The organism is Enterobacter sp. 2VL (assembly GCF_005503595.1).
GTDB lineage: Bacteria > Pseudomonadota > Gammaproteobacteria > Enterobacterales > Enterobacteriaceae > Enterobacter > Enterobacter cancerogenus.
On sequence record NZ_SCNE01000002.1, the window covers coordinates 111,842 to 137,543 of the forward strand.

The 25,702-nt window shown below is 55.9% G+C and carries 17 protein-coding genes; 7 read left to right on the forward strand and 10 right to left on the reverse strand.

Annotated elements, in window-relative coordinates:
- Positions 1 to 58 precede the first annotated feature (58 nt).
- From ycaO to pflA, 4 genes are all read left to right on the forward strand, one after another.
- Entirely contained in the window at positions 59 to 1,819 is a 1,761-nt protein-coding gene (gene ycaO, locus FFS28_RS04980) for a 30S ribosomal protein S12 methylthiotransferase accessory factor YcaO (protein WP_101737954.1), read from the forward strand.
- A gap of 406 nt (positions 1,820 to 2,225) precedes the next feature.
- Positions 2,226 to 3,083 carry a formate transporter FocA gene (gene focA / locus FFS28_RS04985; protein ID WP_042319447.1) on the forward strand — a complete coding sequence of 286 codons (858 nt, stop codon included), beginning with the start codon at positions 2,226 to 2,228 and terminating at the stop codon, positions 3,081 to 3,083.
- A gap of 51 nt (positions 3,084 to 3,134) precedes the next feature.
- A complete protein-coding gene (gene pflB, locus FFS28_RS04990; RefSeq protein ID WP_137848948.1) occupies positions 3,135 to 5,417 on the forward strand; it encodes a formate C-acetyltransferase in 2,283 nt (760 codons plus the stop codon).
- Between the two features lie 203 nt (positions 5,418 to 5,620).
- The gene (gene pflA / locus FFS28_RS04995) at positions 5,621 to 6,361 is read left to right on the forward strand and encodes a pyruvate formate lyase 1-activating protein (protein ID WP_137848949.1); all 741 of its coding nucleotides are present in this window, start codon (positions 5,621 to 5,623) and stop codon (positions 6,359 to 6,361) included.
- Between the two features lie 34 nt (positions 6,362 to 6,395).
- Here the strand turns inward: pflA and FFS28_RS05000 are convergent, their stop codons facing one another.
- The 10 genes from FFS28_RS05000 to lrp form a co-directional block, all read right to left on the reverse strand.
- The gene (locus tag FFS28_RS05000) at positions 6,396 to 6,893 is read right to left on the reverse strand and encodes an anti-virulence regulator CigR family protein (protein ID WP_042319443.1); all 498 of its coding nucleotides are present in this window, start codon (positions 6,891 to 6,893) and stop codon (positions 6,396 to 6,398) included.
- A 123-nt stretch (positions 6,894 to 7,016) separates the two neighbouring features.
- A complete protein-coding gene (locus FFS28_RS05005; protein ID WP_006174438.1) occupies positions 7,017 to 8,165 on the reverse strand; it encodes an MFS transporter in 1,149 nt (382 codons plus the stop codon).
- A 274-nt stretch (positions 8,166 to 8,439) separates the two neighbouring features.
- Positions 8,440 to 9,303: a dimethyl sulfoxide reductase anchor subunit family protein gene (locus FFS28_RS05010; RefSeq protein ID WP_042319441.1), complete on the reverse strand. Its 864-nt coding sequence runs from the start codon at positions 9,301 to 9,303 to the stop codon at positions 8,440 to 8,442.
- A gap of 1 nt (position 9,304) precedes the next feature.
- Positions 9,305 to 9,922: a DMSO/selenate family reductase complex B subunit gene (locus tag FFS28_RS05015; RefSeq protein ID WP_058609238.1), complete on the reverse strand. Its 618-nt coding sequence runs from the start codon at positions 9,920 to 9,922 to the stop codon at positions 9,305 to 9,307.
- A gap of 10 nt (positions 9,923 to 9,932) precedes the next feature.
- Positions 9,933 to 12,377, reverse strand: a complete 2,445-nt coding sequence (dmsA, locus tag FFS28_RS05020) for a dimethylsulfoxide reductase subunit A (RefSeq protein ID WP_137848950.1) — start codon at positions 12,375 to 12,377, stop codon at positions 9,933 to 9,935.
- Between the two features lie 209 nt (positions 12,378 to 12,586).
- Positions 12,587 to 13,879: a serine--tRNA ligase gene (gene serS / locus FFS28_RS05025; RefSeq protein ID WP_137848951.1), complete on the reverse strand. Its 1,293-nt coding sequence runs from the start codon at positions 13,877 to 13,879 to the stop codon at positions 12,587 to 12,589.
- A 217-nt stretch (positions 13,880 to 14,096) separates the two neighbouring features.
- Positions 14,097 to 15,440, reverse strand: a complete 1,344-nt coding sequence (rarA, locus tag FFS28_RS05030) for a replication-associated recombination protein RarA (RefSeq protein ID WP_137848952.1) — start codon at positions 15,438 to 15,440, stop codon at positions 14,097 to 14,099.
- A gap of 9 nt (positions 15,441 to 15,449) precedes the next feature.
- Positions 15,450 to 16,061, reverse strand: coding sequence for an outer membrane lipoprotein periplasmic chaperone LolA (gene lolA / locus FFS28_RS05035; RefSeq protein WP_137848953.1), 612 nt, complete (start codon positions 16,059 to 16,061; stop codon positions 15,450 to 15,452).
- A gap of 125 nt (positions 16,062 to 16,186) precedes the next feature.
- Positions 16,187 to 19,951, reverse strand: coding sequence for a DNA translocase FtsK (ftsK, locus tag FFS28_RS05040; protein ID WP_137848954.1), 3,765 nt, complete (start codon positions 19,949 to 19,951; stop codon positions 16,187 to 16,189).
- 135 nt (positions 19,952 to 20,086) lie between these two features.
- The gene (gene lrp, locus FFS28_RS05045; protein ID WP_002439523.1) at positions 20,087 to 20,581 is read right to left on the reverse strand and encodes a leucine-responsive transcriptional regulator Lrp; all 495 of its coding nucleotides are present in this window, start codon (positions 20,579 to 20,581) and stop codon (positions 20,087 to 20,089) included.
- Positions 20,582 to 21,125: 544 nt separating this feature from the next.
- On the opposite strand from lrp, the gene trxB reads away from it, so the two are divergent.
- The 3 genes from trxB (at position 21,126) to cydC (ending at position 25,696) form a co-directional block, all read left to right on the forward strand.
- Positions 21,126 to 22,094 (forward strand): thioredoxin-disulfide reductase, encoded by a 969-nt coding sequence (trxB, locus tag FFS28_RS05050; protein WP_137848955.1) that lies wholly within the window; start codon positions 21,126 to 21,128, stop codon positions 22,092 to 22,094.
- A gap of 114 nt (positions 22,095 to 22,208) precedes the next feature.
- Positions 22,209 to 23,975: a heme ABC transporter permease/ATP-binding protein CydD gene (gene cydD, locus FFS28_RS05055; protein ID WP_137848956.1), complete on the forward strand. Its 1,767-nt coding sequence runs from the start codon at positions 22,209 to 22,211 to the stop codon at positions 23,973 to 23,975.
- Entirely contained in the window at positions 23,975 to 25,696 is a 1,722-nt protein-coding gene (cydC, locus tag FFS28_RS05060) for a heme ABC transporter ATP-binding protein/permease CydC (protein ID WP_137848957.1), read from the forward strand. Before cydD ends, cydC begins: the two co-directional genes overlap by 1 nt.
- Positions 25,697 to 25,702: the final 6 nt, after the last annotated feature.

Sequence of the window (25,702 nt, forward strand, 5' to 3'; positions counted from 1 at the left end):
CACCCGTCACGCAAAACCCGTATCATTGCGCGCTTTACGTACGATAAAAGTGAACGCCATGACTCAAACGTTTATCCCCGGCAAAGACGCCGCTCTGGAAGATTCCATCGCTCGCTTCCAGCAGAAACTGACCGACCTGGGCTTTAATATCGAAGAAGCCTCCTGGCTGAACCCGGTGCCTCACGTCTGGTCCGTCCATATTCGCGACAAAGACTGTGCGCTGTGCTTTACCAACGGTAAAGGTGCGACCAAAAAAGCGGCACTGGCCTCTGCGCTGGGTGAGTATTTTGAACGTCTGTCGACCAACTACTTTTTCGCCGATTTCTGGCTGGGCGAAACCATTGCCAATGGCCCGTTCGTACACTATCCGAACGAAAAATGGTTCCCGCTGACCGAAGACGACGCACTGCCGGAGGGCATTCTGGATGCGCGCCTGCGTGCGTTTTACGATCCGGAAAACGAACTGACCGCCAGCATGCTGATCGATCTGCAGTCAGGTAATGAAGATCGTGGGATCTGCGCCCTGCCGTTCACCCGCCAGTCGGATGAACAGACCGTCTATATTCCGATGAACATCGTCGGCAACCTGTACGTATCCAACGGGATGTCCGCCGGGAACACCCGCAACGAAGCGCGCGTTCAGGGTCTGTCTGAAGTGTTTGAACGCCATATTAAAAACCGCATTATTGCCGAATCTATCAGCCTGCCTGAAATCCCGGCCGATGTGCTGGCGCGTTATCCGGGCGTGGTGGAATCCATCGCCAAACTCGAAGCGGAAGGTTTCCCTATCTTTGCCTACGATGGCTCGCTGGGCGGCAAGTATCCGGTTATCTGCGTGGTGCTGTTTAACCCGGCAAACGGAACCTGCTTCGCCTCCTTCGGTGCTCACCCGGACTTCGGCGTGGCGCTGGAGCGTACGGTAACCGAGCTGCTGCAGGGCCGTAGCCTGAAAGATCTGGACGTGTTCACACCGCCTACGTTTGATGACGAAGAAGTGGCCGAACACACCAATCTCGAAACGCACTTCATCGACTCCAGTGGCCTGATCTCCTGGGACATGTTTAAGCAGGACGCAGACTATCCGTTCGTGGACTGGAGCTTTGCTGGCACCACGGAAGAAGAGTTCGCCACCCTGATGGCCATCTTTAAAGCGGAAGACCAGGACGTTTACATTGCGGATTACGAACACCTGAGCGTATACGCGTGCCGCATTATTGTTCCGGGCATGTCCGACATCTATCCGGCAGAAGATCTGTGGCTGGCAAATAACAGCATGGGCGCACACCTGCGTGAAACGCTGCTGTCCCTGCCGGGCAGCGAGTGGGAGAAAGAAGATTATCTGAACCTGATCGCCCAGCTGGACGAAGAAGGTCACGATGACTTTACCCGCGTGCGTGAACTGCTGGGTCTGGCAACCGGAAAAGACAACGGCTGGTATACCCTGCGCATTGGCGAGCTGAAGGCAATGCTGGCGCTGGCGGGGGGCGATCTGGATCAGGCTCTTGCGTGGACGGAATGGACCATGGAATTCAACCAGTCCGTATTCTCTGCCGAGCGCACCAATTACTACCGCTGCCTGCAGACGCTGCTGCTGCTCTCTCAGGAAGAAGACCGCGAGCCGCTGCAATATCTTAATGCCTTCGTGCGTATGTACGGCGCAGAGGCGGTTGAAGCGGCCAGCGCGGCGCTGAGCGGTGAAGAGCCATTCTACGGTTTGCAGGCTGTCGACAGCGATCTTCACGCCTTCCCTGCACATCAGTCGCTGTTGAAAGCCTATGAGAAGCTGCAGAAAGCCAAAGCGGCGTACTGGTCAAAATAAGCGCATATCACATTATTGGCAGTAGGCGTATTCTGTCGTCTGGGCTATATTACGGGGCAATTTCATTGCCCCGTTTTTTTATTTTATAAGCAATGATGTTTGAATGTAATAATTAAGTTAAATACGGGTAAATATATGAATACTTACCTGGGTATTACTGTTACTTATTATGGCAAATACTCCATTTTAATTAACCGTTTCAGAGGGGGTGAACCAAAAAAACTCAACTCTTTTTGTAACTTTTAAAATTTATTTTTATACGGATAATCAAATACTTACTCCGCTTTTGCTGTAAAACCATACACATGGCGGGCCTATAAGCCAGGCGAGATATGATCTATATCAATTTCTCTTCTATAATGCTTTGTTAGTATCTCGTCGCCGACTTAATAAAGAGAGAGTTAGTGTGAAAGCTGACAACCCTTTTGATCTTTTACTCCCTGCTGCGATGGCAAAAGTTGCCGAGGAAGCGGGCGTCTATAAAGCAACGAAGCACCCGATGAAGACGTTCTATCTGGCGATCACGGCCGGTGTGTTCATCTCAATCGCCTTCGTCTTCTACATCACTGCCACTACCGGTACTGCTGCCATGCCTTTCGGCATAGCCAAACTGATTGGCGGTATCTGCTTCTCACTGGGTCTTATCCTCTGCGTCATCTGCGGCGCCGACCTCTTCACCTCGACGGTGCTGATTGTTGTGGCGAAAGCCAGCGGACGAATTACCTGGGGTCAACTGGCAATCAACTGGCTAAACGTCTACGTTGGCAACCTGATTGGCTGTCTGCTCTTTGTTCTGTTGATGTGGCTCTCTGGCGAGTACATGACCGCCAACGGCGGCTGGGGCTTGAACGTCCTGCAAACCGCCGACCACAAAATGCATCACACATTTATCGAAGCCGTTGCTCTCGGCATCCTGGCTAACCTGATGGTCTGCCTGGCTGTATGGATGAGCTACTCGGGTCGTAGCCTGATGGACAAAGCCATGATTATGGTTCTGCCGGTTGCGATGTTTGTTGCCAGCGGCTTTGAGCACAGTATCGCGAACATGTTTATGATCCCGATGGGTATCGTAATCCGCAACTTTGCGAGCCCGGAGTTTTGGACTGCAGTTGGTTCAACCCCGGATAGTTTCTCTCACCTGACTATTATGAATTTCATTACTGATAACCTGATCCCAGTCACTATAGGGAACATTATCGGTGGGGGTTTATTAGTTGGGTTGACATACTGGGTCATTTACCTGCGTGGCGGCGACCATCATTAATGGTTTCCTCAGGCAGTAAATAAAAAATCCACTTAAGAAGGTAGGTGTTACATGTCCGAGCTTAATGAAAAGTTAGCCACAGCCTGGGAAGGTTTTACTAAAGGTGACTGGCAGAATGAAGTAAACGTCCGTGACTTCATTCAGAAAAACTATACCCCGTATGAAGGTGACGAATCCTTCCTGGCTGGCGCAACTGACGCGACCACCAAGCTGTGGGACAGCGTAATGGAAGGCGTTAAACTGGAAAACCGCACTCATGCGCCAGTTGATTTTGACACCTCCGTTGCTTCCACCATCACTTCTCACGATGCTGGCTACATCAACAAAGCCCTTGAGAAAATCGTTGGTCTGCAAACTGAAGCGCCACTGAAACGTGCGATTATCCCGTTCGGTGGTATCAAAATGGTTGAAGGTTCCTGCAAAGCGTATAACCGCGAGCTGGACCCAATGCTGAAAAAAATCTTCACCGAATACCGCAAAACCCACAACCAGGGCGTATTCGATGTTTACACCAAAGACATTCTGAACTGCCGTAAGTCTGGCGTTCTGACCGGTCTGCCAGATGCGTATGGCCGTGGCCGTATCATCGGTGACTACCGTCGCGTTGCGCTGTACGGTATCGACTTCCTGATGAAAGACAAATACGCGCAGTTTGTTTCCCTGCAGTCTGATCTGGAAAACGGCGTAAACCTGGAAGCGACTATCCGTCTGCGCGAAGAGATTGCTGAACAGCATCGTGCACTGGGTCAGATCAAAGAAATGGCAGCGAAATACGGCTGCGATATCTCTGGTCCTGCGACTAACGCTCAGGAAGCTATCCAGTGGACCTACTTCGGCTACCTGGCCGCAGTTAAGTCTCAGAACGGTGCAGCCATGTCCTTCGGCCGTGTATCCACCTTCCTGGATGCATACATCGAACGCGACATCAAAGCTGGCAAAATCACCGAGCAAGACGCTCAGGAAATGATTGACCACCTGGTCATGAAACTGCGTATGGTTCGCTTCCTGCGTACCCCAGAATATGATGAGCTGTTCTCTGGTGACCCAATCTGGGCAACCGAATCTATCGGCGGTATGGGCGTTGATGGCCGTACCCTGGTAACCAAAAACAGCTTCCGCTTCCTGAACACCCTGTACACCATGGGTCCTTCTCCGGAGCCGAACATCACCGTTCTGTGGTCTGAAAAACTGCCTCTGAACTTCAAGAAATTCGCCGCTAAAGTGTCCATCGACACCTCTTCTCTGCAGTACGAGAACGATGACCTGATGCGTCCGGACTTCAACAACGACGACTACGCTATCGCTTGCTGCGTAAGCCCAATGGTTGTTGGTAAGCAAATGCAGTTCTTCGGTGCGCGTGCAAACCTGGCGAAAACCATGCTGTACGCAATCAACGGCGGCGTTGATGAAAAACTGAAAATGCAGGTTGGTCCTAAGTCTGAGCCAATCAAAGGCGACGTGCTGAACTTCGACGAAGTGATGGAACGCATGGATCACTTCATGGACTGGCTGGCTAAGCAGTACGTGACTGCCCTGAACGTTATCCACTACATGCACGACAAGTACAGCTACGAAGCCTCTCTGATGGCGCTGCACGACCGTGACGTTGTTCGCACCATGGCATGTGGTATCGCAGGTCTGTCTGTTGCAGCTGACTCCCTGTCTGCAATCAAATATGCGAAAGTTAAACCAATTCGTGACGAAGACGGTCTGGCTGTCGACTTCGAAATCGAAGGCGAATATCCGCAGTTTGGTAACAACGACTCTCGCGTTGATGACATGGCGGTTGACCTGGTAGAACGTTTCATGAAGAAAATTCAGAAACTGACTACTTACCGTAACGCTATCCCGACTCAGTCTGTTCTGACCATCACCTCTAACGTTGTGTATGGTAAGAAAACCGGTAACACCCCAGACGGTCGTCGTGCTGGCGCGCCATTCGGCCCAGGTGCTAACCCAATGCACGGTCGTGACCAGAAAGGTGCTGTTGCCTCTCTGACCTCCGTTGCTAAACTGCCGTTTGCTTATGCGAAAGATGGTATCTCTTATACCTTCTCCATCGTGCCAAACGCGCTGGGTAAAGACGACGAAGTGCGTAAAACCAACCTCGCAGGTCTGATGGATGGTTACTTCCACCACGAAGCGTCCATCGAAGGCGGTCAGCACCTGAACGTGAACGTGATGAACCGTGAAATGCTGCTCGACGCAATGGAACACCCTGAGAAATATCCTCAGCTGACCATCCGCGTATCTGGCTACGCAGTACGTTTTAACTCCCTGACTAAAGAACAGCAGCAGGACGTTATCACCCGTACTTTCACTCAGTCCATGTAACTGGATTTGACTGAAATCACGCGTTAAAAGGCGTACAATAAAGGCTCCACGCAAGTGGGGCCTTTTTAACACCCTCGCTTCATCAGTCTCTTTTGTCCGCTATCTATACTTAATGGATAACAGCCAAAATAGACTCGACATAGCCTTTGAGCTGTGCAACTACATAGGCCCCCGGATGGGCCAAATTCGGAGATCTCACCGCAATGTCAATTATTGGTCGCATTCACTCCTTTGAATCCTGTGGCACCGTCGATGGCCCGGGGATCCGCTTTATTACCTTCTTCCAGGGCTGCCTGATGCGCTGCCTGTACTGCCACAACCGCGACACGTGGGATACCCACGGCGGAAAAGAAGTCACCGTTGAAGATTTAATGAAAGAGGTGGTGACCTACCGCCACTTTATGAACGCGTCCGGCGGCGGCGTGACCGCATCCGGCGGCGAGGCGATCCTACAGGCAGAGTTCGTGCGTGACTGGTTCCGCGCCTGCCGTAAAGAAGGCATTCACACCTGCCTCGATACCAACGGCTTTGTGCGCCGTTACGATCCGGTCATTGATGAACTGCTTGAAGTGACCGATCTGGTGATGCTCGATCTCAAACAGATGAACGACGAGATCCACCAGAACCTGGTGGGCGTGTCCAACCACCGTACGCTGGAGTTTGCGAAATATATCTCGGGCAAAGGTATTAAAACCTGGATCCGCTATGTGGTGGTGCCGGGCTGGTCAGATGACGACGACTCCGCGCATCGTCTGGGCGAATTTACCCGCGACATGGGCAACGTCGAGAAAATTGAGCTGCTGCCCTATCACGAGCTGGGTAAACATAAGTGGGTGGCGATGGGTGAAGAGTATAAGCTCGATGGCGTTAAGCCGCCGAAGAAAGAGACCATGGAGCGCGTCAAAGGTATTCTTGAGCAGTACGGTCACAAGGTGATGTATTAAAAAAAGGCCCGGTTAAACCGGGCCTTTTTGTATTCTATTTAAATACGCCGTTAATAATGGTCGTGACGATGGCCGTGCTGAGCGCAATTAAGACCAGGTCATCCCCCACCACCCGCCATTCATATCCGGGATAAGACGGAAGCTGGCCGAGCATAGAGGCGGGTACCGTTTTTTTCGCAATGCCCGGAGGCAGCGGTTTACCGCGCGCGAGGTTCTTTGCAATGCCCGGCGGCAGTGAATCATAACCCGTCAAACCGTAGTTCAACGCCAGATGACGGGCATGATCGAAGCTCACGCGGGCGTCGACATCATCACTCACGCTCTTATTCGATTTCCCCGGTTTTTGGTTATCGTTATTGTGCTTATTGCCATGGTTGCCGGAATTACCGTTCCCATGGTTGCCGCTATTGCCTTGCCCATTACCGTGACCATTTCCATTCCCGTTTCCGGGGTTGGCCATAACCGGCGCACTGGCAAAGGTTAAAGACAACACTACGGCCAGGGCAGTAGTGGTAAGACGACGAGTAGACATGATGGCTGCCTTTTAGTGATAGAACTCACCTGAATTATCGCCTGGCGCAATAAACACACAATGCGTAAAACTCTGATATGTGATGGAGACAAAAAAGCCCGTCATCGACAGGCTTTTATTTCATCAGGCATGGGCAACCGGCGTCGGGTGCTCTCCCACTTTTCGCAAAAGCATGAGCAGATAAATAAACGACACGCTGGCGATCATAATAAACAGCAGGTTGTCAGAATAATTTTGCATCAGCATGGCGGTAAAGGTTGGCCCTAATAAACTGCCGATGGTGTAGCTCAGCAGCAGCGCCTGGTTCATCGCCACCAGCTGGTGATGCTCGACCTTTTCACAGGCCCAGGCCATCGCCACCGGATAGAGAGTAAAGCCCGCTGCGCCCAGGATAAACAGCGCGGGCGCCATCGCGGCGTTGCTGAGCATCGCCAGGCATCCCATGATAACCACGAAGACCTGCACGCGCAGAACCAGCAAACGGCCAAAGCGATCGGCCAGGCGACCAACAGGCCACTGCCCGACGATGCCTGCGCTGACCATCACCGCCATCCAGAAGCCAATGCCGGAGTCGCTGACGCCCTGGTGGTTAAGATAAAGCGGCATCAGGCCATAGAGCGAGCCAAGCACAATACCGGAGATGATACAGCCGTTCACGCCCAGACGCGCCTGGCGCAATCTGAGCATCGGCCAGACGTGCGTGGCTTCCTGATGTTCACTGTGCTGGTTCACGATGCGGGTGAACAGCAGGGGCAGGATCGCAGCCAGGACCATGCCCGTCACCCACGGCAGGACGCTCACCAGATCGGTCGGCAGTTTGCTGACCATCAGTTGCCCCAGTACGGTACCGATGTAATAGACCATCATGTAGGCCGCCAGCAGGCGTCCACGGTTGCGCGAGGTGCCGCTGCACATCAGGGCGCTTTCCACCACCACCCAGATCATCGCGCAGCCGACGCCCGCGATAAAGCGCCAGGCCATCCAGCTCCAGAAGCCGACCATCAGGCCCAGTCCGGCGCATCCGGCGGCGAAAATCAGCGAGGCCAGATAGTAGCTGCGGTTAAATCCCACGCGCTTTATCAGGCTGCCGGTAAGCAGCGTGCCGAGCAGGTTACCCGTAAAAAAAGACGAGCTAACCATACCCACCTGCCAGGTCGGTAAGTTTTCATGGGCGAGCCAAAGCGGGACGAGCGTGTTTAACACGGCGATCGCCAGGGTCAACAAAAGCAGGCCACAGAGCAACAGGAGCACTGGCCGGGTATAGGTGGTCATGGATTAAAAACCGTGAGGAAGTTCAGATTTCGTGCGCATCATGCCACTGGCAAAAACAAAGTCAATCCGCCGTTTCAGGCCGCTCGCACAATATGTTCCTCGTCGATTTAAAAAACTCATCCAGCCCATGCCGGGCGAGTTATAAATTTTTATTATGTATTTGTTTTTATTTATTTATGGCTAAAATCGAAGCCAAACGACAGTCGAAAAATTTCATGATTGAAAAATGAAAAGCCGGGCACGCTGTCCCGGCTTTTTATAACGAAGAGTATGATTAACTGGCGATAGCCATACCCACGGTCATATGCAATCCGTAGAAGACGCCACGACCAATGAGCTCCCCTGCCAGCACCAGCACGAAGGCCAGCGACAACAACGGCAGCGCAGGCTGATAGCCTTTCAACTGAGGCGCAATCCAGCATACGCACGCAACCACCAGCAACGCCAGACGCCAGGCCATCAGCGTGCCGTAATTCGGCACCAGCGCGGACGCCTGCTGAATAGAGCTGTGAATGGTTGCCAGTTCAGCGCCCTGCATCAGGGCAACCATCGCACTGACCACCAGCGCCAGCAGCGAAACCGCCGGCAGCAGACGCATTGCCCAGCCATCCACGCCCGCCACACGCAGCAGCAGGAAGCCCAGGATCGGCCCGCCGATAAACATCGTCAGGAAGAAGCTCATCGGTGTCCAGACGCTGTACCACGTCGGCACGGTGTCGATGGTGTTATACACCCGCACCATCATCCAGACGAACACAACGCCGAGCACCATCGTCACGATAAGCCACAGGTTACGCAGCCCTGAAGGGAGCTTTTTCAGCGCCGCGAGCAGCCAGCCAAGGCCGCCGACGGCAAAGAAGATCGCCCCGCTGGCAATCTCGTTACTGAGCGAAGAGGCACCCACGCGGTTCAGGGAGTTAAACGCGCGCATCGGCGAACCCAGGTGCAGCGTAGAGGCGATAAAGCCAATCCCCATCAACACCCACAGGCCAAACATGCTGAGTACCAGACGCTGCTGCTGTTCAGCATTCAGATTACCCTTTAACATCGCCAGCGCGAGCACGATAAACCCGCCCGCCACGCACTGCCCAAAGACCGTGAAGATCATCAGCGGCCATTCATGCCATCCACTTCCCATCTCACACCTCCTTCGGGTTTGCCAGGTAGCCGGTGGTATCCCCGGTCGGGCGGCTGTTGGCGTTAGGTTTAATCACAATGCTCGGCTTGGTGAAGTGCGCGGACGGCAGCGGCGCAACCGCCGCCAGCTGGCCGTGCTTTTTACGCAGCTCCTCAATCGGGCCAAAGTCCAGCGCGCGCAGCGGACAGGACTCGACGCAGATCGGCTTTTTGCCGTCCGCCACACGGGTGTGGCAGCCGTCGCACTTGGTCATGTGGCCTTTGGCGGCGTTGTACTGCGGTGCGCCGTACGGGCAGGCCATGTGGCAGTAGCGGCAGCCGATACAGACATCTTCGTCCACCACCACAAAACCGTCCTCACGCTTGTGCATCGCGCCGCTCGGGCAGACCTTGGTACAGGCCGGGTCTTCGCAGTGGTTACAGGCAATCGACAGATAGTACGCAAACACATTCTGGTGCCAGACGCCGTTATCCTCCTGCCAGTCGCCGCCCGCGTATTCGTATATACGGCGGAAGCTGACGTCCGGGGTGAGGTTTTTGTAGTCCTTACAGGCCAGCTCGCAGGTTTTGCACCCGGTGCACCGACTCGAATCAATAAAAAATCCATACTGGGTTGTCATCGGTTACTCCTTACACCTTTTCAACCTGAACAAGGTTCGTGTGGGACGGGTTGCCTTTCGCCAGCGGCGACGGGCGCTGCGTGGTCAGTACGTTAATACTGCCTGCCTGGTCGATGCGGTTTGCATCCGGGCTATACCAGGCCCCTTCCCCCAGCGCGACAACGCCAGGCATCATGCGCGGTGTGACTTTGGCCTCAATGTGCACCTCACCGCGGCCATTGAAGATGCGCACGCGGTCGCCGTTGCTGATGCCACGCGCTTTAGCATCCATCGGGTTGATCCACATCTCCTGTCGGCAGGCGGCTTTCAGAACGTCAACGTTGCCATAGGTGGAGTGAACGCGGGCTTTGTAATGGAAGCCCGTCAGCTGCAGCGGGAATTTCGCCGTCAGCGGATCGTTATAATTTTCGAATCCAGGCGTATAGATAGGCAGCGGATCGATAACATCCCCGTCCGGCAGCTCCCAGGTGGAGGCAATTTTCGCCAGTTCTTCGGAGTAAATTTCAATTTTGCCCGACGGCGTGGTCAGCGGATTCGCCTGCGGATCTTCACGGAAGGCTTTGTAAGCCACATGGTGCCCTTCCGGGTCGCGCTGTTTGTACATGCCCTGCTTGCGGAAGGTGTCGAAGTCAGGCAGGTCCGGAATGGCCTGGCGGGACAGTTCATGCAGGTGGCGCATCCACCCTTCCTGAGTACGCCCTTCGGTAAACTGCTGCTCCACGCCCAGGCGTTTCGCCAGCCCGGTAGTCATCTCATAGATGGTTTTGCACTCGAAACGCGGCTTAATGGCCTGGTCGGTGAAGATCACGTAGGACATGTTGCCGCATGAGGCGTCCAGCGCGAAGTCCATCTGCTCGGAGGCGGTGCAGTCCGGCAGCAGAATGTCGGCATATTTCGCCGACGAGGTCATGTGGCAGTCGATCACCACAATCATTTCGCACTTCTTGTCGTCCTGCAGGATCTCGTGCGTGCGGTTGATTTCAGAGTGCTGGTTAATCAGACAGTTTCCGGCGTAGTTCCAGATCATCTTGATCGGCACGTCCAGCTTGTCTTTGCCCCGCACACCGTCGCGCAGGGCGGTCATTTCCGGGCCACGCTCAATGGCATCGGTCCACATAAACATGGAGATGCTGGTCTGCACCGGGTTGTCCAGCGTCGGCATACGTTCAAACGGCACTTCATAAGAGCCTTCACGCGCGCCGGAGTTACCGCCGTGAATGCCGACGTTGCCCGTCAGAATCGACAGCATAGAGATCGCGCGGGTGGCGATTTCACCGTTGGCATGACGCTGTGGTCCCCAGCCCTGGCTAATGTAGGCCGGTTTCGCCGAGCCGATTTCACGCGCCAGTTGAACAATGCGCTCAGCCGGAATACCGGTGATGGTGGAAGCCCACTCCGGCGTTTTCGCCACGCCGTCGCTGCCCTGGCCGAGAATATAGGCTTTATAGTGACCGTTGGCCGGCGCGCTGGCAGGCAAGGTTTTCTCATCGTAGCCGACGCAGTATTTATCAAGGAAAGGCTGATCGACCAGATTTTCGGTGATCATCACCCACGCCAGGGCGTTGACCAGTGCCGCATCGGTGCCCGGACGAATAGGGATCCATTCATCTTCTCGCCCTGCCCCGGTATCGGTGTAGCGCGGATCGATAATGATCATTCGGGCGTTTGATTTGGCGCGCGCCTGCTCAAGATAGTAGGTTACCCCACCGCCGCTCATGCGCGTCTCGCCGGGGTTATTACCGAACAGTACGACCAGCTTACTGTTTTCGATATCGGACGGGCTGTTGCCGTCAGCCCAGCCGCCGTAGGTGTAGTTAAGCCCCGCAGCGATCTGCGCTGAAGAGTAGTCGCCGTAATGGTTAAGATAACCGCCACAGCAGTTCATCAGGCGGGCGATAAGCGTTTTTCCAGGTGGCCATGAACGGGTCATCGTGCCGCCCAGCGTGCCCGTACCGTAGTTCAGGTAGATGGACTCGTTGCCGTAGTCTTTGATCAACCGCTGCATCGTGGTCGCGATGATGTCGTAGGCTTCGTCCCAGCTGATGCGCTCGAACTTCCCTTCCCCGCGCTTGCCTACGCGCTTCATCGGATACTTCAGACGGTCCGGGTTATAGACCCGACGGCGCATAGAGCGCCCGCGCAGGCAGGCACGGACCTGGTGTAACCCTTCGTAATTGTCATCCCCGGTATTATCGGTTTCGACATATTTGATTTCACCGTCCACCACATGCATACGCAGTGGACAGCGGCTTCCGCAGTTCACGGTACAGGCGCTCCACACCACTTTTTCCTGGGCAGCAGACGGAGACAGTGCATCCGCCGCCGAAGCCAGACGAGAAAAAGGGAGCGTGAAGGCGCTGCTGGCAACGGCCAGGCCGCCTATTGCCGTGGTTTTCATTAACCCACGGCGAGTGACCTCGGCAGCCATTAATGCATCAGGCGCTTTGATTTTCATAAAAACTCACTTTGGTTGCTCACAAAGAAAAGAGAGGCGGCCCCAGCCGCTGTATATTTTTATTTATAACGAAGTACTTCGTTTTCAGCGAGTTACGCTAAATATCATCTACCGAAGTATTACTACTTTAGAGGGAGGGGTTATTGCTTAGTATCAAACGAGGGGCATAAAAAAAGCGCCGGGAGGCGCTTTTTACACGACGGCTTTCGTTAGCCGATGTACTGCTGGCCTTTCATATACGGGCGCAGCACTTCCGGGATCTCAATACGGCCGTCCGCCTGCTGGTAGTTTTCCAGCACGGCAACCAGCGTACGGCCTACAGCCAGACCCGAACCGTTCAGGGTGTGAACCAGACGGGTTTTCTTGTCGGATTTGTTGCGGCAGCGTGCCTGCATACGGCGCGCCTGGAAATCCCAGACATTAGAGCAGGAGGATATTTCACGGTAGGTATTCTGCGCAGGCACCCAGACTTCAAGGTCGAAGGTTTTGCAGGCACCAAAGCCCATGTCGCCCGTGCAGAGCGCCATACGGCGGTACGGCAGGCCGAGCAGCTCCAGCACTTTCTCCGCGTGGCCGGTCATCTCTTCCAGCGCATCCATGGAGTCTTCCGGACGCACGATCTGCACCATCTCGACTTTATCGAACTGGTGCATACGGATCAGACCGCGGGTATCGCGACCGTAAGAACCCGCTTCAGAACGGAAGCACGGAGAGTGCGCGGTCAGTTTGATCGGTAGATCGTCTTCGTCGATGATCTCATCGCGTACCAGGTTGGTCAGCGGCACTTCCGCCGTCGGGATCAGCGCGTAGTTGCTGCTGTCCGCTTCTTCGTCCAGCGGACGGGTATGGAACAGATCGCCGGCAAATTTCGGCAGCTGGCCCGTACCGTACAGCGTATCGTGGTTAACCAGATACGGGACGTAGGTTTCACTGTAGCCGTGCTGTTCAGTGTGCAGATCCAGCATGAACTGCGCCAGCGCGCGGTGCAGATGGGCAATCTGGCCTTTCATCACCACAAAGCGTGAGCCGGTCAGCTTAACCGCGGCCGCAAAGTCCAGCCCCGCGTGCATTTCGCCCAGCGTAACGTGATCGCGTACCTCGAAGTCGAACTCGCGAGGCGTACCCCAGCGTTTCACTTCAACGTTGTCGTTTTCGTCTTTACCTACAGGCACGCTGTCGTCAGGAATGTTCGGGATCGCCAGCGCAATATCGCGAATTTCGGCCAGAAGAACGTCAAGCTCGGCTTTCGCCTGATCCAGTTCTTCACCCAGTTTGTTCACTTCCAGGCGTAATGGCTCAATGTCTTCCCCGCGCGCTTTCGCCTGGCCGATGGATTTCGATCGAGAATTACGCTCTGCCTGCAGATTTTCAGTTTGTACCTGCAGAACTTTACGACGCTCTTCAAGAGCGCGCAGCTTATCTACATCCAGCTTAAAGCCCCGGCGTGCCAGTTTTTCAGCGACTGCGTCTGGCTCATTACGCAGCAGATTGGGATCGAGCATGCTTATCCTGTGCTTATCGAATTAAAAGAGGAAAAGTGACCACAGCCTGCGGCCACAAGGTATTACCCTAAATAATTCGAGTTGCAGGAAGGCGGCAAGCGAGCGAATTCCCCAGGAGCATAGAAAACTATGTGACTGGGGTGAGCAAGCGCAGCCAACGCACATGCAACTTGAAGTATAACGGGTATAGATTGCCAACATTACCGCAACGTTAGCGCTAACGGTAGCGTTTTATAGGGCTATTTTGATCCTGTCCGGCAAGCCAGGCGAGCTTTTCGCCAATCTTGCCCTCAAGACCTCTGTTTGTCGGCTGATAGTAGCGAGTTTGTGCCATCTCCTGCGGAAAATACTCCTCTCCGGCAGCATAGCCGTTGGGTTCATCGTGGGCGTAGCGGTACGCCTGCCCGTAACCCATCTCTTTCATCAGTTTGGTCGGGGCGTTGCGCAGATGAATCGGGACATCGTAATCCGGGCGCTCGCGCGCGTCGGCCATAGCCGCTTTAAAGGCGGTATAGACGGCGTTGCTTTTCGGGGCACAGGCAAGATAAACAATCGCCTGGGCAATGGCGCGCTCGCCTTCAGCAGGCCCGACGCGGGTGAAACAATCCCAGGCGGAGAGCGCCACCTGCATCGCACGCGGATCGGCATTGCCAACATCTTCCGAGGCAATGGCCAGGCAGCGACGCGCCACGTACAGCGGATCGCCACCGGCGGTGATAATGCGCGCATACCAGTACAGCGCCGCATCCGGCGCGCTGCCGCGCACGGATTTATGCAGCGCCGAGATAAGATCGTAAAAACGATCGCCTTTATTATCGAACCGCGCGCTGCGCTCACCCGCAATTTCAGTGAGCAGTTCAGGTTTCAGCACGCGCTTGCCGGCATCGTCAACTTCGGCCATATCGGCCATCATTTCCAGCGTATTGAGTGCCCGGCGCGCATCGCCGTTCACCAGCTGCGCTATCGCCAGACGCGTTTCGTCAGGCAGAACGATATCCTGTCCGCCGTAGCCGCGCACTTTATCGCTCATGGCCTGCGTCAGGACGTGCTCAATATCCTCGGTCGTCAGCGATTTAAGCAGATAGACACGCGCCCGGGAAAGCAGCGCTGAATTGAGTTCAAACGACGGGTTTTCGGTGGTCGCACCAATGAAGAAGATGGTGCCATCTTCAATGTGCGGCAGGAAAGCATCCTGCTGGCTTTTGTTGAAGCGATGGACTTCGTCGACAAAAAGAATGGTACGCCGCCCGGCGTTGCGATTCTGCCGCGCGCGTTCGATAGCCTCGCGGATCTCCTTCACGCCGGAGGTGACGGCGGAGATACGTTCAACGTCCGCGTTAGCGTAGCGGGCAATCACTTCTGCGAGGGTGGTTTTACCGGTTCCCGGCGGCCCCCAGAGGATCATGGAGTGCAGATGCCCGGCCTCAATGGCGCGCGGCAAGGGTTTTCCCGCAGCCAGCAGATGCTGCTGGCCGATGTACTGCGCTAAATTTTCTGGCCGCATACGCGCGGCCAGAGGTTGAAACGCGTTATCTGAAAAATCGAGCGACAGGTTGCCCACTCATGCCTCTTACTTACGTTGGTCGTCCACCGTTACGCCCTGCGGCGGGGTAAAGGTGAATTTCGATGCATCGACAGCGCCGTTTTGCTGTGATTTGAGCTGATAGCTGCTGCGCTGATCGTCTTGCTCAACTGCACCGAACTGATTAATGGTCCCGTTGCTGCTCACGTTGATGGTGAACTGTTTCAGGTTACCGTTGTTGCCTTTTGGCGTCAGAACAAACTCGTCACCGGTCTGTTTGATATTGTACTGCTGCCAGTCGCTGGCCTGGTTACGGGCAATCAGCATGAACGGCGTGTTGCCCGTGGCGTCTTTCAGCCAGGTCGCGGTAGCCTGCTCAACAAACGGGTTATAGAACCACAGCGTTTTGCCGTCAGACACAAGGATGCTTTCATCCGGCTGTGTCATATGCCAGTTGAACAGATTAGGGCGTTTTACCCATAAATCTCCCTGGCCTTCCTGCACCGCGTTGCCGCTGCCGTCTGTAACTTTTTGGGTAAAGCTGGCGTGGAAGCTGCTCACTTTATCCAGGCGGCTTTTAAGGTCGCTGGCGGCATCAGCCCAGACGCTGCTGGCAATAAAACTGGTAAGTAATGCACAGGCGATTGCGATTTTTTTCATTCTTATTCCTTAAAATACGTCGTCCCGAAGCGGGTTCCGTTTCTATTCTGGACCTGCCCGCAGGCAGGTGACAGAAGAATATGCTTAATTTTGACTGATTTACCCTTCTTTGCAATCTCGAAGGATCATTCAAACGGCGGCGGAGCCAGCACCTCACGGTTACCATTATGCCCCTGCTCGCTGACAATCCCCTGCGCTTCCATCTGCTCGATGATGCGCGCCGCGCGGTTATAGCCGATACGGAACTGACGCTGCACGCCGGAAATAGAGGCCTTGCGTTTTTCGGTGACGAAATTAACCGCCTGATCGAATAACGGATCCAGCTCCTCGCCACCGTCAAACCCGCCACCGCCGCCTTCGCTTTCGGTGTCGTTGGTAATGCCATCCACGTATTGCGGACGACCGCGGGCCTTCCAGTCCTGAACAACCGCGTGCACTTCCTGATCGCGGACAAATGCGCCGTGTACGCGCACCGGAGAGGTCGAGTTCGGGCCGGAGTACAGCATGTCACCCATACCCAGCAATGACTCTGCGCCGCCCTGATCGAGGATGGTACGCGAGTCAATTTTACTGGAGACGGTAAACGCAATACGGGTCGGGATGTTCGCTTTGATAAGCCCGGTAATAACGTCAACGGACGGACGCTGGGTCGCCAGAACGAGGTGAATACCGGCCGCACGCGCTTTCTGCGCCAGGCGAGCAATCAACTCTTCGACTTTCTTACCCACGGTCATCATCAGATCGGCGAACTCGTCCACCAGCACCACGATGTAAGGCAGTTTTTCCAGTACAGGATGCTGCGCATCCATGCTGTCACCCGGCTTCCAGTAAGGGTCCGGGATCGGACGGCCCATGCGTGCCGCCTCGGCGATTTTCTCGTTATAGCCCGCCAGATTACGCACGCCCAGCGCCGACATCAGTTTGTAGCGACGTTCCATCTCATTGACGCTCCAGCGCAGCGCGTTGGCAGCATCTTTCATGTCGGTCACAACTTCGGTCAGCAGATGCGGAATACCTTCGTAGACGGAGAGTTCCAGCATTTTCGGGTCGATCATAATGAAGCGCACGTCTTCCGGCTGTGCTTTGTAGAGCATGCTCAGGATCATGGCGTTCACGCCGACGGATTTACCGGAACCGGTGGTACCCGCAACCAGCAGGTGCGGCATTTTCGCCAGATCGGCGACCACCGGGTCGCCCGCGATATCTTTGCCCAGCACCACGGTGAGCGGGGATGGGTTGTCACGGAACTTGGTGTTATCCAGCACTTCGCGCAGGTAAACGGTCTGGCGCTTTTTATTCGGCAGTTCAAGCCCGACGTACGGCTTGCCTGGGATCACTTCAACCACACGCACCGCAACCGTCGACAGCGAACGCGCCAGGTCACGGGACAGGTTTGAAATCCGTGCCGCCTTAACGCCCGGGGCCAGATTCAGCTCGAAGCGGGTGATCACCGGACCCGGTGAGTAGTTCACCACATCGGCCTTGATGCGGAAGTCCGCGAGGCGAGCTTCCACCAGACGGGCCATCTGCTCCAGCGCAAAAGTATCGACTGGCTCGACTTCTGCCGGTGGCGGCGTTAACAGATCCAGAGACGGCAGCGGCGTGCTCGGACGCTGCAGCGGACGGCTGTCGCCGTTACGCATCAGCAGCGGATGAATGAGGCTCTCCTGCGGCTGTGCCGGTGGCTGCTGGAACTGCGGCTGCTGCGGTTGTGCATAAGCCTGCGGAGCGGGCTGCTGCGGCTGCGCATAAGCCTGTGGAGCCGGCTGCTGCGGCTGCGCATAAGTCTGCGGAGCCGGCTGCTGCGGCTGTGCATAAGCCTGTGGAGCCGGTTGCTGACGAACGGGTTCCGCTTCCGGCATGACGCTCGGCGTAAACAGCGGTTCGCTCGGGCCATCATCCACCAGATCTTTCATCGGCGAGAATTCGAAATCCGAAAGCGAGAACGGATTTGCGCCAGACGGCTGCTCACCGGAGTAGCGCTGCTGCTGCGTGGCCGCAAACTGACGTGCTAATTCTGCCTCTGCGGCATCGTCATCGTCTTCGGTAGTCTGCACATCGTGCTGATATTCGTCACCGTAACGCTGATTCTGCTGTGCGGCGAACTGGCGAGCCAGCTCATCCTGATGCAGCTCATCGCCATCATCTTCGTAGTCAGCCTCGCGCGCTTTCTCTTCCGCCATGCGCTGAGAAGGCAGCTTGATACCGTAGGAGGCCAGCTCGCGTCGAGTAGGTACGCGCACGCGGTTAGGGCGAGGCAGCTGTGGACCAATGCCCTCTTTTACCTGAGGACGCGGTGCGCCTCCGGCCAGGCCAAATACCGGTGCCGCTGCGGCGGCGGCAGCCGTCGCCTGTTTAACGCTTTCAGCCACTGGCGCAACGGCTGGCGTTGGGTCGACCGGTGGTACGGAAACAGACGGTGCAGGTGATGACGTTGGCTGCGCCGGTTCCGGCACAGGTTGATACCAGGCCGCCAGCTGCTCGCGTTCGCGGGCGCGGCGCTCTTCAACCTCTTCAAAGTAATACATTGGCGGACGAGACGGTTTCGCCTCTTCCACTGGTTCCGGTTCTGGCGCAGGAGCGACATACGGCTGCACGGGTTCAACCGGCTCAGGCGCAGCATACGGCTGGGCAGGTTCCACTGGCTCAGGCGCAGGTTCATGATACGGCTGGGCCACCGGCTGCTCGTAGTGCGGATACTCTTGCGGAGCGTAAGCAGGCTCTGGCTGATAAGGCTGCTGCTGCACGGGCACATAGCTTTCCGGCTCCGGCGCAATAGTCGGTTCCGGCGTGTGGACGCCAGGCGCGGTTTGCCAGGCAACCTGCGGCTGCTGAATCACAGAATCCGGCGCGGGTACAGCCGCGGACGGCATGACTGCATCAGCCGGTGCAGCATAAGCCTGCGCAGCGGTTGTCGCCGCGGCAGCAGCGGCAACCGGCTCCGTGACAGAGTGACCGCTCATAAGCGGATCGTACTCGTCATAATCGTCTGGCGTTGCGCGATGCCCTGAGAAAAGAACGTCATCCGGGTCAACGGCGCTGCCCCCGGCGCGGTACTCAACCCAATCCTCTTCATCCATACGTTTGCCGGAGAAAAGCGCCGCATCCGTTTTACGGCCAAGCGGGTTGGCAAATTTTTCCGCTACGCGCTGACGACGCGCCAGCGCACCGCGCAGAATGCGCGCACGGCGGGATTCACGACGCTCAACGGGTGCATCGTCATCCTCATAGTCATCTTCATATTCGTCTTCATCCACCCACGTATCATCGCGGCGGGTACGGTTGCTGGCAAAAGTGAGAACCGTCAGGATAAAGCTGCCAATCTTCTCGGCGATGCTCACCCACGACCAGCCGGTGAACAGCGTCAAACCGGCGGCCCAGATGCAAAGCAACGCCAGCGTGCCGCCGCTGCTGTGAAGCATCGGTTGCAAGGCGGAGCTTAACAGGCTGCCAATCACCCCGCCGGAAGCAAAGTACCAGATATCATCGGCGTTAATGGCCGCCAGACCACAGGAGGTCAGGATCAGCGCCAGCGCCCCTATCAGGCGCAGTGAAACCGCAAAATAGTCGATGTAGTTGTCGTTCTGACGGTGACGCCATGCAAACCAGCATCCGCCAATAATAATGACGGGAATGGTGTACGCCATCACACCGAAAATGAAAAAGAGCGTGTCAGCAAGCCAGGCACCGGGAACGCCGCCTAAATTATGGATAGGCTCATGCCAGGCGGTTTGCGACCAGCTGGGATCGGAAGGATTGAAACTCAGTAACGCTGCCATCAGCCAGACGGCAAAAAGGGCAATAACAATCAGTAACGCCTCAAGGAGACGACGTCCGCTGCTTAGCTTCGATAGTGTGACTTCTTTGTCTTCAGTGTATTCCTGGCTCAAGAAAGGCTCTCCAGGTATCAGGCATATCCTGCCTGTTTGCTAAAACGGACAACAGCGCCGGGTATCCCCGGCACTGTTGCTGTATGGATTAACAGGAGTGTAATCAAACTACGCTGATAATGCACCTGTTCCGTGTTAGCGGGTCTTAATAACCAGACGATTACTCTGTTTGACCTCTTCCATCACCACGTAGGTACGGGTGTCGTTCACGCCTGGCAGACGCAGCAGGGTTTCACCCAGCAGCTTACGGTAGGCGGACATATCAGGCACACGGGTTTTCAACAGGTAGTCGAAATCACCGGAAACCAGGTGACACTCTTGAATCTCTTCAAGTTTTTGTACAGCGGAGTTAAATTGCTCAAACACATCCGGTGCGCCACGATTCAGAGTAATCTCAACAAATACCAGAAGTGAGGCATCCAGATAATGCGGGTTCAGCAGAGCCGTATAGCCCTGAATAAAACCCTGTCTTTCCAGTCGGCGCACACGCTCGAGGCACGGCGTCGGGGAAAGTCCCACACGTTTTGAAAGCTCGACGTTGGAAATACGCCCATCCTTTTGCAATTCATTAAGAATGTTACGATCGATACGGTCGAGATCTTTGCCAGGGCGCTTCTTGCTATCTACCATTATTATTGTCTCTCTGTATTCCTTCCCTACTCCTGCCTGGACCCTGTGCACATCACTGTTCAGAGCCTGTACCCGTTGTTTATCACATCGCCTGGTTATGTATTAGACGCGACGCAGATTCGGGTTCTGATGGTAAGAAGACCGTTGCCCGAAGGCCGTCACCGACATCACGTATGGCGTCTGTCCACGCCATGCGTAGATTTCACTGACCCGGTAAAAATGGCATTTACGTGCATGTCTATGCGACAAGCAGTTAACGCGGTTTTTTTTCTTCCTTGAATGTTTTCGCAAAAGCGCAGGGGATTGTCAAAGCAAAACATCGATTTTTAGTACAACATGCCGGATATTCATTACGGCAGGGTATTAATCCTCATTTTATTGTCTTATAAACGAGCGGATTCACAGATGAAGCGTTATGTTATAGCGCCACTTCCATCGCTCGTGGCTATTGCACATATCGGTATCAAAACTGCTGTGCTCTTTTTTTACGGCAACAAATTCCCTACAATCCAGCCAAACGTCTGCCAACAACAATGGGGATCTCATGGGCACGGCTAAACACAGTAAGCTGCTAATCCTTGGCTCTGGACCTGCGGGATATACCGCAGCGGTCTACGCTGCACGCGCTAACCTGCAGCCGGTATTAATCACCGGCATGGAAAAAGGCGGTCAGTTGACCACCACGACCGAAGTCGAAAACTGGCCAGGCGACCCGAACGACCTGACCGGGCCGCTGCTGATGGAGCGTATGCACGAGCATGCGGCCAAGTTCGAAACTGAAATTCTCTTCGACCATATCAACAAAGTCGATCTGCAGAACCGTCCGTTCCGCCTGACGGGCGACAGCGGCGAATACACCTGCGACGCGCTTATCATCGCTACCGGCGCATCTGCTCGCTACCTCGGCCTGCCGTCTGAAGAAGCGTTTAAAGGCCGCGGCGTGTCTGCCTGCGCAACCTGCGATGGTTTCTTCTATCGTAATCAGAAAGTGGCGGTCATTGGCGGTGGCAACACGGCGGTAGAAGAAGCGCTGTATCTGGCGAACATCGCCTCAGAGGTTCACCTGATCCACCGTCGTGAAACCTTCCGCGCGGAGAAGATCCTGATCAAACGTCTGATGGATAAAGTGGCGAGCGGCAACATTGTGCTGCACACCAACCGCACGCTGGAAGAGGTCACCGGCGATCAGATGGGCGTATCCGGCCTGCGTCTGCGCGATACCCAGAACGCGGATAACATCGAATCCCTGGACGTGGCGGGTCTGTTTGTGGCAATCGGTCACAGCCCGAACACCGGCATCTTCGAAGGTCAACTGGCGCTGGAAAACGGCTACATCAAGGTTCAGTCTGGTATTCACGGCAACGCGACCCAGACCAGCATCCCGGGCGTGTTCGCTGCAGGCGATGTGATGGACCATATTTACCGCCAGGCGATCACCTCTGCGGGCACCGGCTGCATGGCCGCGCTGGACGCCGAACGCTATCTGGACGGACTGGCTGAGCAGGCCAAATAATCTTTACAAGTCAGTAACAAACGTAAATAAAGGCGGCCACTGGTCGCCTTTATTTTGCCCCGCGTGTAACATGCTGGTGTCTAATTTCTTATAACGTCACCTGCAAAGTACGCAATGGAAAAAAACCGTCAACAAGAATTAACCCGCTGGCTAAAACAGCAAAGCGTTCTTTCCCGCCGCTGGCTTATGTTTTCCCGCGTTCTGGGGCTAATCAGCGGTCTGTTGATTGTTGCCCAGGCATGGCTGCTGGCCCGCATTCTCAACCATATGATCATGGAGAACATCCCGCGCGAAGCGCTGCTGATGCCGTTTGTCGTTCTGGTGCTGGTTTTTGTCCTGCGCGCGTGGGTGGTCTGGCTGCGCGAGCGCGTCGGCTTCCACGCCGGGCAGCAAATTCGCTATGCGATACGCCGTCAGGTGCTGGATCGCCTTCAGGAGGCTGGCCCAGCGTGGATCCAGGGTAAGCCTGCCGGAAGCTGGGCGACGCTGATCCTGGAACAGATTGACGATATGCACGACTACTATGCCCGCTACCTTCCCCAGATGGCGCTGGCTGTTTTCGTACCCTTGCTTATCGTTATCACGATATTCCCGATTAACTGGGCCGCGGCACTGATTCTGCTGGGCACCGCCCCGCTGATCCCGCTATTCATGGCAATGGTCGGAATGGGCGCTGCGGATGCCAACCGCCGTAACTTCCTCGCACTGGGCCGTTTAAGCGGCCATTTCCTTGACCGCCTGCGCGGCATGGAAACGTTGCGCGTCTTTGGCCGGGGTGAAGCAGAAACCGAGAACATCCGTCAGGCCTCGCAGGATTTTCGCCAGCGCACCATGGAAGTACTCCGTCTGGCGTTTCTTTCGTCTGGCGTGCTTGAGTTCTTTACTTCCCTGTCGATTGCTCTGGTGGCGGTTTACTTTGGCTTCTCCTATCTCGGCGCCCTGGATTTCGGCCATTACGGCACGGCGGTCACCCTTTCCGCCGGTTTCCTCGCCCTGATCCTGGCACCGGAATTTTTCCAGCCGCTTCGCGATCTCGGCACCTTTTATCATGCCAAAGCGCAGGCGGTAGGCGCAGCCGATAGCCTGAAAACCTTCATGGAGACGCCGCTGGCGCATCCGGAGCGCGGTGAAATCACGCTGAATGCCAAAGAGTCGGTGACCATCGAAGCGCGCCAGTTTTGCGTCCTGTCCCCCGAGGGCAACGTTCTGGCAGGCCCGCTGGACTTTACTTTGCAAGCCGGGCAACGTGTGGTTCTGGTCGGGATCAGTGGTTCCGGGAAAAGCTCCCTGCTGAACGCCCTGGCCGGGTTTATGGCCTATACCGGCTCGCTGCAAATCAATAAAACCGAGCTGCGCGATCTGGACCCCGACGCCTGGCGCAAACAGCTGAGCTGGGTCGGTCAAAATCCGCAACTGCCTGCCTCTACGCTTCGCGAAAATGTGCTTCTGGCGCGCCCGGATGCCCGTGAAGATGAGCTACAGTCGGTGCTGGATCGCGCCTGGGTCAGCGAGTTTCTACCGCTGCTCCCGAAGGGCGTAGACACGGTGGTCGGCGATCAGTCCGCCGGGCTATCCGTTGGTCAGGCGCAGCGCATTGCGGTTGCCCGTGCGTTACTGAATCCCTGCCAGCTAATGCTGCTGGATGAACCTGCCGCCAGCCTGGATGCACACAGTGAACAGCGCGTGATGGCGGCACTGAATGCCGCGTCCGTGCAGCAAACCACCCTGATGGTTACGCACCAGCTGGAAGGGATTGCCGAGTGGGATCAGATCTGGGTTATGGAAAACGGTCAGCTTGTGGAACAAGGCGATTACGCCTCTCTTGTTGCTTCGCAGGGGGCGTTTGCCACTCTGCTGGCGAACCGTCAGGAGGATATCTGATGCGCGCCCTGTTACCTTACCTCGCACTGTATAAACGCCACAAATGGATGCTGACGCTGGGGATAATCCTCGCCATCGTGACCCTGCTTGCCAGCATTGGTTTGCTCACGCTGTCCGGCTGGTTCTTGTCTGCCTCCGCCGTCGCGGGTTTCGCTGGCTTATACAGTTTTAACTACATGCTTCCGGCAGCGGGCGTCCGTGGCACCGCCATTACCCGTACTGCCGGGCGTTATTTTGAGCGTCTGGTCAGCCACGATGCGACGTTCCGCGTGCTTCAGCACCTGCGTATCTACACCTTCAGCAAACTGCTGCCCCTCTCCCCTGCCGGGCTGGCCCGTTTTCGTCAGGGCGAACTGCTTAACCGCGTGGTGGCGGATGTCGATACGCTGGACCATCTGTACCTGCGGGTGATTTCCCCGATCGTCGGCGCGTTTGTGGTGATTGTGGTGGTCACTCTGGGGCTGTGCGTTCTCGATGTTCCGATTGCCCTGACGCTCGGCGGGATCATGCTGCTGACGCTGATTGTCCTGCCGCCGCTGTTTTATCGTGCCGGTAAGTCCACCGGCGAAAACCTGACGCGCCTGCGTGGAGAGTACCGTCAGGAGCTGACCGCCTGGCTGCAGGGTCAGGCCGAACTCACCATTTTTGGTGCCAGCAAACGCTACCGCGCGCGCATGGAAAGCACCGAACTGAACTGGCACGAAGCCCAGCGCCGCCAGTCGGAGCTGACCGCCTTCTCACAGGCTGTGATGATGTTAATCGGCGGCGTGGCGGTCATCGCTATGCTGTGGATGGCCTCGGGCGGCGTGGGCGGCAATACCCAGCCCGGTGCGCTGATTGCCCTCTTTGTGTTCTGTGCGCTGGCGGCTTTCGAAGCGCTGGCCCCGGTTACGGGGGCGTTTCAGCATCTCGGCCAGGTTATCGCCTCTGCCCTGCGCATTACGGAGATCGCAGAGCAGGATCCGCAGGTTACGTTCACCGCAGCGCAAACTGCCGTGCCCGACCAGGTTTCCCTGACGCTCAGCGATGTCACCTTCGCCTACGACAACCAGGCGCAGAATGCGCTGGAAGGCATTAACCTTTCGGTGAAGGCGGGCCAGCGTATTGCCATTCTTGGGCGTACCGGCTGCGGCAAATCGACCCTTTTACAGCTGTTAACGCGCGCCTGGGATCCGCAGCAGGGTCACATTCAGCTTAACGCCACGCCGCTGGCCGACTTTAGCGAGCAGAGCTTACGTCGGACCGTCAGCGTTGTGCCACAGCGCGTACATCTGTTTAGCGCTACGCTTCGCGATAACCTGCTTCTGGCGGCCCCTCAGGCGTCTGACGACACGCTGCGTGCGATGCTGGAGCAGGTCGGGCTGCATAAACTGCTCGAAGACGAGGGGTTAAACAGCTGGCTCGGAGAAGGCGGGCGTCAACTCTCCGGCGGCGAGTTGCGCCGTCTGGCGATTGCACGCGCGCTGCTGCACGATGCGCCGCTGATGCTGCTCGATGAACCCACCGAGGGGCTGGATGCCACCACCGAGAGCCAAATTCTTGATTTACTGGCAAACGTCATGGAAGGCAAAACCGTGCTGATGGTCACCCACCGTCTGCGCGGCCTGGCGAGCTTTGATCGGATAATTGTGATGGACAACGGACACATTATTGAGCAAGGTAGTCACGCAGAATTGTTGGCGAAACAGGGTCGCTACTACCAGTTTAAACAACGTCTGTAGACTAAT